Source organism: Pseudomonas sp. CFBP13508 (assembly GCF_005233515.1).
Taxonomy (GTDB): domain Bacteria; phylum Pseudomonadota; class Gammaproteobacteria; order Pseudomonadales; family Pseudomonadaceae; genus Aquipseudomonas; species Aquipseudomonas mercuritolerans.
The window spans coordinates 1-12,930 of sequence record NZ_QFZZ01000003.1 but is presented as its reverse complement, the minus strand read 5'-3'; the positions used below and the strand labels follow the sequence as shown (position 1 = coordinate 12,930).

The 12,930-nt window shown below is 58.1% G+C and carries 14 protein-coding genes; 5 read left to right on the top strand and 9 right to left on the bottom strand.

Annotated features, from left to right (window positions below; translation table 11 throughout):
* Nucleotides 1–7: 7 nt before the first annotated feature.
* The gene (gene crp, locus PspCFBP13508_RS08470) at nt 8–652 is read right to left on the bottom strand and encodes a cAMP-activated global transcriptional regulator CRP (protein ID WP_016772920.1); all 645 of its coding nucleotides are present in this window, start codon (nt 650–652) and stop codon (nt 8–10) included.
* Between the two features lie 235 nt (nt 653–887).
* Here crp and PspCFBP13508_RS08465 point away from each other — a divergent pair, with 235 nt between their 5' ends.
* Both PspCFBP13508_RS08465 and speD read left to right on the top strand, forming a co-directional pair.
* Nucleotides 888–1,310 (top strand): OsmC family protein, encoded by a 423-nt coding sequence (locus tag PspCFBP13508_RS08465; RefSeq protein WP_137214196.1) that lies wholly within the window; start codon nt 888–890, stop codon nt 1,308–1,310.
* A gap of 237 nt (nt 1,311–1,547) precedes the next feature.
* The gene (speD, locus tag PspCFBP13508_RS08460; protein ID WP_024014530.1) at nt 1,548–2,342 is read left to right on the top strand and encodes an adenosylmethionine decarboxylase; all 795 of its coding nucleotides are present in this window, start codon (nt 1,548–1,550) and stop codon (nt 2,340–2,342) included.
* A gap of 108 nt (nt 2,343–2,450) precedes the next feature.
* Here the strand turns inward: speD and coq7 are convergent, their stop codons facing one another.
* The 6 genes from coq7 to hemJ form a co-directional block, all read right to left on the bottom strand.
* Nucleotides 2,451–3,098, bottom strand: coding sequence for a 2-polyprenyl-3-methyl-6-methoxy-1,4-benzoquinone monooxygenase (coq7, locus tag PspCFBP13508_RS08455; RefSeq protein ID WP_041476678.1), 648 nt, complete (start codon nt 3,096–3,098; stop codon nt 2,451–2,453).
* Nucleotides 3,099–3,294: 196 nt separating this feature from the next.
* Nucleotides 3,295–3,633: a histidine triad nucleotide-binding protein gene (locus tag PspCFBP13508_RS08450; RefSeq protein ID WP_137214195.1), complete on the bottom strand. Its 339-nt coding sequence runs from the start codon at nt 3,631–3,633 to the stop codon at nt 3,295–3,297.
* A gap of 56 nt (nt 3,634–3,689) precedes the next feature.
* Entirely contained in the window at nt 3,690–4,478 is a 789-nt protein-coding gene (locus PspCFBP13508_RS08445) for an SDR family oxidoreductase (RefSeq protein WP_137214194.1), read from the bottom strand.
* 61 nt (nt 4,479–4,539) lie between these two features.
* Nucleotides 4,540–5,487 (bottom strand): DUF805 domain-containing protein, encoded by a 948-nt coding sequence (locus PspCFBP13508_RS08440; RefSeq protein ID WP_137214193.1) that lies wholly within the window; start codon nt 5,485–5,487, stop codon nt 4,540–4,542.
* 66 nt (nt 5,488–5,553) lie between these two features.
* Complete coding sequence (locus tag PspCFBP13508_RS08435) at nt 5,554–6,522, bottom strand: nitronate monooxygenase family protein (RefSeq protein WP_137214192.1); 969 nt, start codon at nt 6,520–6,522, stop codon at nt 5,554–5,556.
* 32 nt (nt 6,523–6,554) lie between these two features.
* Complete coding sequence (gene hemJ / locus PspCFBP13508_RS08430; protein ID WP_039757756.1) at nt 6,555–6,983, bottom strand: protoporphyrinogen oxidase HemJ; 429 nt, start codon at nt 6,981–6,983, stop codon at nt 6,555–6,557.
* Nucleotides 6,984–7,117: 134 nt separating this feature from the next.
* Between hemJ and argC the strand changes: the two genes are divergently transcribed.
* Together argC and erpA are read left to right on the top strand one after the other, a co-directional pair.
* Nucleotides 7,118–8,152 (top strand): N-acetyl-gamma-glutamyl-phosphate reductase, encoded by a 1,035-nt coding sequence (gene argC, locus PspCFBP13508_RS08425; RefSeq protein ID WP_130911503.1) that lies wholly within the window; start codon nt 7,118–7,120, stop codon nt 8,150–8,152.
* 168 nt (nt 8,153–8,320) lie between these two features.
* On the top strand, nt 8,321–8,671 hold the full coding sequence (erpA, locus tag PspCFBP13508_RS08420) for an iron-sulfur cluster insertion protein ErpA (protein ID WP_007918905.1): 351 nt from the start codon (nt 8,321–8,323) through the stop codon (nt 8,669–8,671).
* Nucleotides 8,672–8,740: 69 nt separating this feature from the next.
* Here the strand turns inward: erpA and PspCFBP13508_RS08415 are convergent, their stop codons facing one another.
* Nucleotides 8,741–9,832, bottom strand: coding sequence for an anhydro-N-acetylmuramic acid kinase (locus tag PspCFBP13508_RS08415; protein ID WP_137214191.1), 1,092 nt, complete (start codon nt 9,830–9,832; stop codon nt 8,741–8,743).
* A 3-nt stretch (nt 9,833–9,835) separates the two neighbouring features.
* A complete protein-coding gene (locus PspCFBP13508_RS08410) occupies nt 9,836–11,260 on the bottom strand; it encodes a peptidoglycan DD-metalloendopeptidase family protein (protein ID WP_110603590.1) in 1,425 nt (474 codons plus the stop codon).
* Between the two features lie 212 nt (nt 11,261–11,472).
* Between PspCFBP13508_RS08410 and tyrS the strand changes: the two genes are divergently transcribed.
* Nucleotides 11,473–12,672: a tyrosine--tRNA ligase gene (gene tyrS, locus PspCFBP13508_RS08400; RefSeq protein ID WP_137214596.1), complete on the top strand. Its 1,200-nt coding sequence runs from the start codon at nt 11,473–11,475 to the stop codon at nt 12,670–12,672.
* Nucleotides 12,673–12,930: the final 258 nt, after the last annotated feature.

Below are 12,930 nucleotides of genomic sequence, written 5' to 3'. Positions count from 1 at the left end.
TACGAGCTTAGCGCGTACCGAAGACCACCATGGTCTTGCCCTTCACGTCGACCAGATTGCGTTCTTCCAGATCCTTGAGCACGCGGCCGACCATCTCCCGTGAACAACCGACAATCCGACCGATTTCCTGACGGGTGACTTTGATCTGCATGCCGTCCGGATGGGTCATGGCGTCAGGCTGTTTGCACAGCTCCAGCAGGCAGCGGGCGACGCGGCCAGTGACGTCGAAAAACGCCAGGTCGCCGACTTTCCGGGTGGTGTTGCGCAGGCGCTGTGCGATTTGTCCGCTGAGGGCGTAAAGAATGTCTGGATCCTGCTGCGATAACTCGCGGAACTTGGCGTAACTGATTTCCGCGGTTTCGCATTCGACCTTGGCCCGCACCCAGGCGCTGCGTTCCTGCTCCTGACCTGCTTGCTCAAACAGACCCAGTTCGCCGAAGAAATCCCCGGCGTTGAGGTAAGCGATGATCATCTCGCGACCATCGTCGTCTTCGATGAGGATGGTGACCGAACCCTTGATGATGAAGTACAGCGTGTCCGAGCGATCGCCGGCGCAGATGATGTTGCTTTTGGCCGCATGACGCCGGCGCTGGCAATGCATCAACAGCTTGTCGATGTTCTTGATTTTGGGTGTGGGGGTAATAGCAACCATGGTTGTATCCCGAAAAGACTGCACGGTGATGTTTGAGTTGTTATGAGGCGCTGAAGGCGGTCGCTACAGAGCTGACGAATTGGCGCCAGCGAATTGGCGCCAGCTTACCAGACACTTCGTCGTAAATTCGAGAAATTACCTACAGCCAGAAAGCATCCGTCCTAGGACGTCGTTCCTGTCGGGACAAAGTGCTGTGCTAAGCTGGCGACCCTTTTTTTACAGTGGAGTCTGGGCGATGAAGGCACGCATCCAATGGGCTGGCGAAGCCATGTTCCTCGGCGAATCCGGTAGCGGTCATGTCGTGGTGATGGACGGCCCGCCGGACGCCGGTGGCCGTAACCTCGGGGTACGCCCGATGGAAATGCTCTTGCTGGGTGTCGGCGGTTGCAGCAACTTCGATGTGGTTAGCATCCTGAAGAAGTCACGCCAGGCCGTTGAAAGCTGTGAAGCGTTTCTCGACGCAGAGCGTGCGATGGAAGATCCGAAAGTCTTTACCAAGATCCACATGCACTTCGTGGTCAAGGGCCGGGGCCTGAAAGAAGCCCAGGTCAAGCGCGCCATCGAGCTGTCCGCCGAGAAGTATTGCTCGGCGTCGATCATGCTCGGCGCGGCTGGTGTGGCGATTACCCACGATTATGAAATCGTCGAACTCGGCTGAACCGACATTCAACTATCATAAAAGCAGTGCAGACTCTGGCGATCCCCAGCTGACGTCTGCATAATGCGCCACTTTTTTCAGGGCAGTGATCGGTCAGCCGACAGGTCATCCGCCTGAACAGATAACCAAAATCGCCATCGCGAAGAGGTGTTAACCGTCCTACGCAGGTGCGTTGTTCGCACTTGACGGGCATGCTTGATCACGCGGCCGCGCCGCATACATAGAGAGTTTTTAACGGTGAAAAGCAAACTCAAGCTCCACGGGTTCAATAACCTGACAAAGACCTTGAGCTTCAACATCTATGACATCTGCTACGCGGAGACCCCGCAAGACCAGCAGGCTTACGTCGAGTACATCAATCAAGAGTACAACGCGAAACGCCTGACGCAGATTCTCACAGAAGTTGTCGAGATCATTGGTGCCAACATCCTGAACATCGCCAGTCAGGACTATGAACCCCAGGGCGCCAGCGTCACGATTCTGATTTCGGAAGAGCCGGTAACCCCGACTGACAGCCAGATCGAAGAATCGCCGGGCCCGTTGCCCGAAATCATTCTGGCCCACCTCGACAAGAGCCACATCACGGTGCACACCTATCCGGAAATCCATCCGGACGACGGTATTGCGACCTTCCGTGTGGATATCGACGTGTCGACCTGTGGTGTCATTTCACCGCTCAAAGCGCTCAACTTCCTCATTCACCAGTTCGATTCGGACATCGTGACCGTGGATTACCGTGTGCGCGGCTTCACCCGTGACGTTGAAGGCAACAAGCACTTCATCGACCACGAGATCAACTCGATCCAGAACTACCTCTCCGAAGACACCCGCGACGCGTACCAGATGACCGACGTGAACGTGTACCAGGAAAACCTGTTCCACACCAAAATGCTGCTGAAGAACTTCGAACTGGACAACTACCTGTTCGGCGATGCCACCAGCAACCTCTCGCCCGAGCAGCGTGCCCAGGTGACCGACCGTGTGAAACACGAAATGCTGGAAATCTTCTACGCGCGCAACATGCCGACCTAAGATTCCCGGAAACAAAAAAGGCGACCTTTCGGTCGCCTTTTTCGTTTCTGCCACCCCCCTGTGGGAGCGAGCCTGCTCGCGAAGGGGCCCTCTGCAGCAGTACCGTTCTCAAATCCGATAAGTACTCTTGGTCATCACCTTCGCCAGCAAGCTCATCCCGAACTTCACCGGCGCCGGAAAACGAAACCCGCCCGCATCCAGGGCACTTTCCGCATGGTGTTCTTCATCGATGCGCATCTGCTCGAGAATTGCCCGGGATTTTTCGTCCTCGGCCGGCAACTGCTCCAGATGTTCGTTCAAGTGCTTGCACACCTGATGCTCGGTCGCAGCAACGAAACCCAGACTGACCTTGTCGCTGATCAGGCCGGCGACCGCGCCGATGCCGAAGGACATGCCGTAGAACAGTGGATTCAGCACGCTGGTGTGGCTGCCCAGCTGATGGATGCGCTGTTCGCACCAGACCAGATGATCGATCTCTTCTTCAGCCGCGTGCTCCATGGCTGCGCGTACCTGCGGCAACTTGGCGGTCAGCGCCTGGCCCTGGTACAGCGCCTGGGCGCAGACTTCGCCGGTGTGGTTGATGCGCATCAGACCGGCGACATGGCGGGTGTCTTCATCGCTCATCTGCGTATCCGGCTGCAGAATCGCTGGCGACGGGCGGTACGGCTGGCCACTGAAGGGCAACAGGGTGCGCATCGCGGCATCGGCTTGCAGTAGCAGACGGTCTATGGGCGAGTAGTGACGTTGGGTAGTCATGCTGACCTCCGGGAAGAATCTCGGCGGCCAGTTTAACCGAATCGGCCGGCGAGGGTTTGCGCTGGGTCACTTGCTGCGCGGTCAGGCTTTTTTGTGGGAGCGAGCCTGCTCGCGAAAGCGGATTATCGGCTACTGAAGTGTTGGATGTATCGGCGCCTTCGCGAGCAGGCTCGCTCCCACGGTTGGTTGTCGCCAATCAGCCCGGCGGCCAGTTCATCTGGCGCTGCCCCAGCACGTGCATATGGATGTGATAGACAGTCTGCCCGCCAAGTTCATTGCAGTTCATCACCACGCGGAAGCCTTCTTTGCAACCCAGTTCCAGCGCCAGACGCTGCGCGGTGAACAGAATGTGCCCGGCCAGCGCCTTGTCGTCTTCGGTCAGGTCGTTGAGCGTGCGCACCGGTTTTTTCGGGATCACCAGAAAGTGCACCGGAGCCTGTGGGGCGATGTCGTGGAAGGCCAGAACCTGGTCGTCCTCGTAGATGATATTGGCCGGGATTTCCCGGTTGATGATCTTGGTGAACAGAGTATCCACTGCTGTTTCTCCGTTGAGTTGGGCTGAATCGAGTGTACCGCTTCGAAGTCGTGTTCCTAGCGGGGGCAGTAAGCTTTATTGACCATGCCGACAATCGTCCGGTTAAGCCAGCGCGAACCCAGTCGCGGCAGGAACGCCAGCCAGCGGTTGCGCCGTCCCGGAATGATGATGGCGCGGTTTTTATCCAGTGCGCGTACGGCATGCAGTGCCACTTCTTCCGGACTCATCAGCGAGTGGCTGCTTTCGATCTTTTCGCTACTCATCTGTGCGGTTCGGAAGAACGGTGTGCGCGTCGGGCCGGGGCAAAGCACGGAGACTTTCACGCCGCTTTGTTTGAGCTCCACGCGCAGGGCTTCGGAAAAATGCAGCACATAGGCTTTGCTGGCGTAGTAGGTGCTCATCCATGGGCCGGGGCTGTACGCAGCCACCGACGCGACATTGAGGATCTGCCCGCCACCCAGCAGCGCCATGCTGTTACCCACCGCATGGCAGAGGCGGGTGAGGGCGAGGATATTGACCTCGATGAGGTCCTGCTCGGTCATCCAGTCTTGCGCCAGGAATGGCCCGCAGGTGCCCATGCCTGCGCAATTGACCAGCAGATCGATCTGCCGATCGCCTTCTTCCAGCTCCAGCAAAAAGCCCGACAGGCGCAACGGTTCGCCGAGATCGCAGGCACGAAACAATACTTCGACATCGAAACGCTGGGTCAGCTCGATGGCGATACTTTCCAGCTGATCACGCTGTCGTGCCACCAGAATCAGGCTGCGGCCGCGCCGGGCCAGTGCTTCGGCCATGGCCAGGCCGATGCCGCTGGAAGCGCCGGTGATCAGAGCGTAACGGGTCATGCAGTTCTCCATCGCAACAGCTCCGCGGCGGCGACGCGGTTGTCGCGGCAGGGAGCGCTGTTCATTCTTGCGCAGAGTCTACAGGGGCCTGCGCCGGTTCGGCTGCTTCGTCGGTGGAAATCGCTGGCGGTTCGACGACCTCGACTTCGTCGGTGGTCACCGAGCCGCTGTCATAGCTGCTCTCCAGATTGCTTTCATATTCTTCCTGGACAGCCGAGAAGCCGCCAAGCAGGCCGCCGGCAAAAATCAGCGCGAAGAATACGATCCACAATGAGCACAGCACTTTCACCGCCGAGCTGTTGGGCGGTGGTGGCGGCCCATAGCGGTTGGCGCCGGCATTGCCGGGTACGACCATCATTATCAGCGGGAAAAAACTGCCCACGAACGGCACCAGATTCAACAGCCACAGCCAGCCCGACCAGCCGATATCGTGCAGGCGCTGAACGCTGAACAGAATGCTGACGATCATGAAGCCAATGAACAGGAAGACCGCCAGAATGCCGCCGAGGATCAGGCCGGTAGTCGAGTCGCCGCTGACCAGGCCCAACGCAATCAAAGCAAACACGCCGACGGTGGGCAGGGTCACCAGGCTCAAGACCATGGTCCAGGCCAGAAAGCGCAGGCGACCGATCCGGCCTTCGACGCTGAATGGCTTGAGCGTGGCGAACGGCGGCAGAGTTTCGCCGACATTTGCGCGGGGTGGGGCGTAAGGCGAGTCCGGTTCGGCCACCGCTGCAGGGTTATCGTGGACATCCGCCAGATTCAGCTCGATGGCAGTTTCCGCTTCGATCCGCGCATCGATCCCGGTTTTGTTCAACGCCTGCAGATACGTCTGCGCATCGCTGTGGGACAAATCACGTTTGAGAGCGACGGTGCGGCCATTGAACAGGCGCTCGATGGCGGCCACATCGCTTTTGAACAGATCCGCCAGATTCAGCTTGGCGGTGGTGAGGTCGACGCCGGGCTGTAGCGCGCCGTCGAAGACGATCTTGTAACGGGTGTCGCTCATGGCCGAGGCATCCTTGTCGCGATTCATTTGGCAGCCAGTCTGATCAGGACTGGCCAGATATGTTTTTCAGCGCGGCCAGCGTTGTGGCAGCTGTGCAGCGCGCGTTTGGGCTTGACGATATTCAGCGTCGAGCCGTGCAATCAATTGATCCACACTCGGCAGATCGTCAATCTGGCCAACTCCCTGGCCCGCCGACCACACGGTCTTCCAGGCCTTGGCTTCATCGTTGATCGGCTTGAGCTTGTCGCCGAAGTTCACCTCGCCCTTGCCTTGCAGGGCCGCCATGTCGAAACCTGCCGCCTCCAGGCTCTGGCGCATGAAACTGGCCGGCACTCCCGACACCGCTGGAGTATGAATGATGTCGGCAGCCTTGGCTGTCAGCAGCATGTCTTTGTAGGCGTCAGGCGCGTGACTTTCTGTTGTGCCGATAAATCGCGTACCGAAGTAGGCCAAATCCGCACCGAGCAGCTGCGCGGCGAGAATCTCATGGCCGTGGTTCAGACATCCTGCAAGCAAGAGTGTCTTGTCGAAGAACTCACGGATCTCGGCAATCAGCGCAAACGGGCTCCAGGTGCCGGCATGCCCGCCGGCACCGGCCGCGACGGCAATCAGCCCGTCGACACCGGCTTCAGCGGCTTTCTCGGCATGGCGCCGCGTGGTCACGTCGTGAAACACCAGACCGCCGTAGCTGTGCACCGCGTCGACCAGTTCCTTCACCGCGCCGAGGCTGGTGATAACGATCGGCACCTTGTGCTCGACGCAAATGTCCAGATCCGCCTGCAGACGCGGGTTGCTGTGATGAACAATCAGGTTCACTGCGTAAGGGGCCGGATTATCCAGCGTCGCCAGGCCCGCTTCGATCTGTTCCAGCCAGGCCTTGAACCCACTGCTTTCGCGTTGGTTAAGAGCCGGAAAGCTGCCGACCACGCCGTTGCGGCAGCAGGCGAGCACCAGTTCCGGATTGGAGATCAGAAACATCGGCGCCGCAACCACGGGCAGACGCAGACGTTGTTCGAACACAGCGGGCAGCGACATTGTGAACCCCCGAAGATTTTTATCGATTGAAGTTAGAACGGCTTGACCACGACCAGAATTACGATAGCCAGCAATATCAGAACCGGCACTTCATTGAACCAGCGATAAAAGACATGGCTGCGGGTGTTTTCGCCACGGGCGAAGCGTTTGACCTGCGCGCCGCACATATGGTGGTAACCGATCAGCAGCACGACCAGAGTCAGTTTTGCGTGAATCCAGCCGCCCTGGCTGAAAAGGCTTGGGTTGAGGTAGATCAGCCAGCCACCGAAGATCAGCGTGGCGATCATCGCCGGGCCCATGATGCCGCGATACAGCTTGCGCTCCATGACGCTGAAGCGTTCCTGGCTGATCGTGTCTGCGCTTTGCGCGTGGTAAACGAACAGGCGCGGCAAGTAGAACAGCCCGGCAAACCAGCAGACGACGCTGACAATGTGAAACGCTTTGAGCCATAGATAGAGCATTTTTGGTTATTCCCTCATTCACGGTAGCCAGATAGTAGAGGCTTGAGCGTCCGCGCGTCACCTTGGCGGTTGTCGCAGGCGCGCGCGGCCCCTATTATCGACGGCTTTCCAGTGGGTTCGTTGAGGGCAGGTTTATGGTCAAGGTCGGTATCGTCGGCGGCACGGGTTACACCGGTGTCGAACTGCTGCGTCTGTTGGCACAGCATCCGCAGGCAGAAGTGGTCGTCATCACTTCCCGATCCGAGGCCGGTCTGGCCGTGGCTGACATGTACCCGAACCTGCGCGGTCACTATGACGGGCTGGCGTTCAGCGTGCCGGACATCAAAACCCTCGGCGCTTGCGATGTGGTGTTCTTCGCCACGCCGCACGGTGTGGCTCACGCACTGGCGGGCGAATTGCTGGCGGCGGGTACCAAGGTCATCGACTTGTCCGCCGACTTCCGTTTGCAAGATGCTGATGAATGGGCCAAATGGTACGGCCAGCCACACGGCGCGCCGGAACTGCTGGACGAAGCGGTCTATGGTCTGCCGGAAGTCAATCGCGAGCAGATCAAGAAAGCGCGCCTGATCGCGGTGCCGGGTTGCTATCCGACCGCAACGCAATTGGGTTTCCTGCCGTTGCTGGAAGCAGGTCTGGCCGACGCATCGCGTTTGATCGCCGACTGCAAATCCGGCGTCAGCGGTGCTGGCCGCGGAGCGGCTGTAGGCTCGCTTTACTCCGAGACGTCGGAAAGCATGAAGGCCTATGCGGTAAAAGGTCATCGTCATTTGCCGGAAATTCGCCAGGGCCTGCGTCGCGCGGCGGGCAAGGATGTCGGCCTGACCTTCGTCCCGCATTTGACGCCGATGATTCGCGGTATTCACTCCACGCTCTACGCGACTGTGGTCGATCGTTCGGTGAATCTGCAGGCGCTGTTCGAAAAGCGATACGCCAGCGAACCGTTCGTCGATGTAATGCCAGCCGGCAGCCATCCGGAAACCCGTAGCGTACGTGGCGCCAACGTCTGCCGCATTGCTGTGCATCGTCCGCAGGATGGCGATCTGGTGGTCGTGCTCTCGGTGATCGACAATCTGGTGAAGGGCGCCTCGGGTCAGGCGGTGCAGAACATGAACATCCTCTTCGGACTGGACGAGCGCTTCGGCCTGTCACACGCCGGCATGCTGCCTTAAAAGCAGCTACGAGCTTCAAGCCACAAGCTACAAGAGATCAGAGGCAGGCTTGAAGCTCACCGCTTGAAGCTTGCCGCTGCTCCTCTAATAGTTGACCAATTTTCTAGGACAAGCGGATAATGCGCGTCATCACGCATTATGGCGGCGTAACGCCGGGAGATAGTCAGCATGAGCGTCGAATCCTTCACCCCCACGGCTTTGCAATTCACTCAAGGTGCTGCGCACAAGGTGAAGAGCCTGGTCGATGAAGAGGGGAATGATCGCTTGAAGCTGCGCGTATTTGTTACGGGCGGCGGTTGTTCAGGGTTTCAATACGGTTTCACCTTCGATGAGGACGTGGCCGATGACGACACCATCGTCGAGCGCGAAGGCGTGAGCCTGGTGGTCGATCCGATGAGCTTCCAGTACTTGGCCGGTGCCGAGGTGGATTATCAGGAAGGTCTGGAAGGTTCGCGCTTCGTGATCAAGAACCCGAATGCCACAACGACTTGTGGTTGTGGTTCGTCGTTCTCGATCTGATCGCGCTTCAGCGCACACAACAAAACGCCGCAGAGCCTTTCGGTTCTGCGGCGTTTTTGTATCTGAAGTTTATGCCGGGTAGATGGCGCCGAGTACGCGCAGGCCGCGAGCGCCGGTGACGCTTGGCCGGTTGGCGGCGATGCCTTCGAGGCAGCAATGCGCCAGCCAGGCGAAGGCCATGGCTTCTACCCAGTCAGGGTCAACGCCGTGAGTTGCGGTGCTGGCGACTTGGGTATTTGGCAGCAGATCCGCCAGACGTCTCATCAGCGTGGCGTTGTGCGCGCCGCCGCCACAAACCAGCAGTTCCTGAGTGTCCGATTGAGCGCTTTGTAGCGACTCGACGATGGTCAGCGCCGTCAGTTCGAGCAGCGTGGCCTGAACGTCTTCGGCTGCGAAGGTTGGCAGGTTCGAAAGATGCTGTTCCAGCCATGGCAGATTGAAGACTTCGCGGCCGGTACTTTTCGGGCCTTTGGCGACGAAGAACGGGTCGCTGAGCAGTGCCTTGAGCAGGGTTGGTTCAACCTTGCCGGTCGCAGCCCATTTGCCGTCCCGGTCATAGTTCTCGCCCCGTTGCCGGCTAATCCAGGCGTCCATCAGAACATTCCCCGGCCCGCAGTCGAAACCGGATACAGGTTTGTTCGGCTCAATCAGGCTGAGATTGCTGAATCCGCCGACATTCAAGACTGCCTGGTTACCAGTACGCTCTTCAAACAACGCTTCGTGAAAGGCTGGCACCAGAGGCGCACCTTGGCCACCCGCTGCGACATCGCGACTGCGGAAATCGCTGACGACGGTAATACCGGTCAACTCAGTCAGCAGGGCTGGATTACCGATCTGCACGGTAAACCCGCGCGCCGGCTCATGGCGAATGGTCTGACCGTGGCTGCCGATGGCGCGGATGGCTTCGGGCTCAAGCTGTTGTTGCGCGAGGAGGGCGTGGATGCCTGACGCAGCAAGTTCGACCCAGTGTTGCTGGGCAATCGCCGAACGGGCGATCTCGTCGGGGCCGCTGGCGCACAAGCCAAGCAGCTCGGCGCGCAGGGGTTCAGGCATTGGCAGGTAGTGGGTGGCGATCAGTTTGATCGCCGAGGTCTGTTCGATCAGGGCGATGTCCAGCCCGTCGAGACTGGTTCCGGACATCACACCGATATACAGGGCCATGGCTTAGCGCTTGCTCGAAGCCAACATGGTGGCCTTCTCTTGATCCATGCGCGCCATCAACGGCTGGCTCTGCGCGAGGAAGCGCGCGCGTTCGGACTTGGCGATCGGATCGGCCATCGGCAGCTTCTGGCCCAGCGGATCGACGTGAACGCCGTTGACCTGGAACTCATAGTGCAAATGCGGGCCGGTGGAAAGGCCGGTTGTACCGATATAGCCAATGACTTGACCTTGCTTGACGCTGCCACCGGTTTTCACGCCTTTGGCAAAGCCCTGCATATGGCCATAGAGCGTACGGTAAGTGTTGCCGTGCTGAATGATCACAGTGTTGCCGTAACCACCACGACGACCGGCCAGCAACACTTTGCCGTCACCGGCAGCCTTGATCGGCGTGCCTCGCGGCGCTGCATAGTCGACACCTTTGTGCGCGCGGATCTTGTTGAGGATCGGGTGTTTGCGGCCCATGGAGAACTTCGAGCTGATGCGGGCGAAGTCAACCGGCGTACGGATGAAGGCCTTGCGCATGCTGTTGCCATCGGCAGTGTAATAGCTGCTGTTGCCTTGTTTGTTGGTGTAGCGAACAGCGGTGTAAGTCTTCCCGCGGTTGGTGAAGCGCGCCGACAGGATCGGGCCGGTGCCGACAGCCTTGCCGTTGATGACTTTCTGCTCGTAGATCACATCGAATTCATCACCCTGACGAATGTCCTGCGCGAAATCGATGTCGTAGCCAAAGACGCTGGCCATGTCCATGGTCATGCTGTGAGAAAGGCCGGCGCGGGCTGCGGACTGCGACAGTGAGCTGTTGATGACACCGTGGACGTAGGCAGTGCGAACGGTTGGCTTGGCAGTCACTCGGTTGAACGAATAACCCTTGTCATTCTTGGTCAGGGTGATGGTTTCAACGTCGCTGACCTTGCTGTGCAGGCTGGTCAACTGGCCTTCCGGGCTGAGTTCGAATTCGAGTTTCTGACCGCGCTTGAGTTGGCTGAACTGCTTGGCTTGCTTGTCGCTTGCCAGTATTTCGTGCACGGAGGCTGCCGGTAGGCCGACTTTTTCAAACAGGGTAGACAGCGTATCGCCTTTGGAAACCACGACCTCGCGGTGCCCAGGCTCTTTTGGTTTCTCAGCAGGGGCTACAGGTGCTGGCGCGGTTTCAGCGGTTTGCGCGGCATTTTCGTCGCTGTTTTCGATTTGTGCGAACGGCGAAGCTACCGGCTCGTTTGTGGCTTGAGCCGCATCAGCAGCGTCTTGATCTTGTGTCAGTTGTTCAGCAGGACTTTCCAGTTCAAGACTCAGAGTCGTCTTTTTGGCTTCAACATCGCTGGAGGGAAATACCAGCAGCGCCAGGCTGAGAAGGGCGGCGATTCCACTTGCGGCGAGCAGGTGGGTCTTCGGGTAAAGCGGGGGCGCTTTAGACGGTTCTGTGGTCATAGGTAATTTTTGACTTTGAAATAGATGAATTGGAAAAGATGAATGACATGATGAAGATGAAATAACTGTATAAAATATAACCAAATCATCGCTGAAGCAAGTCTACAGACCTCGGGTCTGTGGATTGGTGTCCGTGCGCCGGGCAAAACTTGTAATTGGTGCGCGTTCTTGTATGGTTGGTTCCCTTTGAATCTGAGCCTTGCGGGTCTGTTATGAAGTCGGTTGAAGAGCAGCTAGCGCTGATTAAACGTGGTGCGGAAGAACTATTGGTCGAGTCCGAGCTGGTCGAGAAGCTCAAGCGCGGCCAACCGCTGCGTATCAAGGCTGGTTTCGACCCTACCGCTCCGGATCTGCATCTTGGTCATACCGTGCTTATTAATAAGCTGCGTCAGTTCCAGGAACTGGGGCACCAAGTGATCTTCCTTATAGGTGACTTCACCGGGATGATCGGTGATCCGAGTGGCAAGAGCGCCACGCGTCCGCCACTGACGCGTGAGCAGGTTCTGGAAAATGCCGAGACCTACAAGACTCAGGTTTTCAAAATCCTTGATCCGGCGAAAACCGAAGTTGCCTTCAACTCCACCTGGATGGACAAGATGGGGCCGGCGGATTTCATTCGCCTGACTTCGCAATACACCGTCGCTCGCATGCTCGAGCGCGATGACTTCGACAAGCGCTATACCACCTACCAGCCGATCGCTATTCACGAGTTCCTCTATCCGCTGGTTCAGGGTTATGACTCGGTCGCGCTGCGCGCCGATGTCGAGCTGGGCGGTACCGATCAGAAATTCAACTTGCTGATGGGTCGCGAGTTGCAGCGTGGGTATGGTCAGGAGGCACAGTGCATTCTGACCATGCCATTGCTGGAAGGTCTGGATGGCGTGAAGAAGATGTCCAAGTCGCTGGGTAACTATGTCGGTATCCAGGAAGCGCCGGGCGTCATGTACAGCAAGCTGGTTTCCATCCCGGATGCGCTGATGTGGCGTTACTTCGAGTTGCTCAGCTTCCGTTCGATGGATGATATCAACGCATTCCGGGCTGACGTCGAAGCTGGGGCGAATCCACGTGATATCAAAATCAAACTCGCTGAAGAGATCGTTGCGCGTTTCCATGGTGAAGAGGCTGCGGCGAACGCTCACCGAGGCGCTGGCAACCGCATGAAGGATGGCGAACTTCCAGATGACTTGCCTGAGATCGAGCTGTCTTCGGTTGAGGATATGCCAATCGCTGCCGTCCTTAATAAGGCAGGCTTGGTGAAGAACTCAGCGGCGGCGCGAGATCTGTTGGCGGCTGGCGGGGTGCGTGTCGATGGTGAGGTGGTTGATCGCTCCTTTATATATGTACTGGGCACGACTCACGTTTGCCAAGCCGGCAAGAAAGCTTTTGCACGTATTACGCTGAAATCTGAATAAAGTTGAAATTGGGGGTTGACGGCGAATTCTAGAAGTCTATAATTCGCCCCACTTCCGGCGCAGTCGAAACGGAAAACTCCTTGAGATTCAAAGAGTTACGCAGTTTTCGGCAGTGGCTTGCTTCAGATCATCGAGGCCTGGAAGGAGTTGAAAGAGCGGTGATGTTTGGCTCTTTTAACGGTTCGATCTTCTCGGTCGAAAGCGGAGAAAAAGAGGTGTTGACAGCAGCGATTAACGCTGTAGAATTCGCCTCCCGCT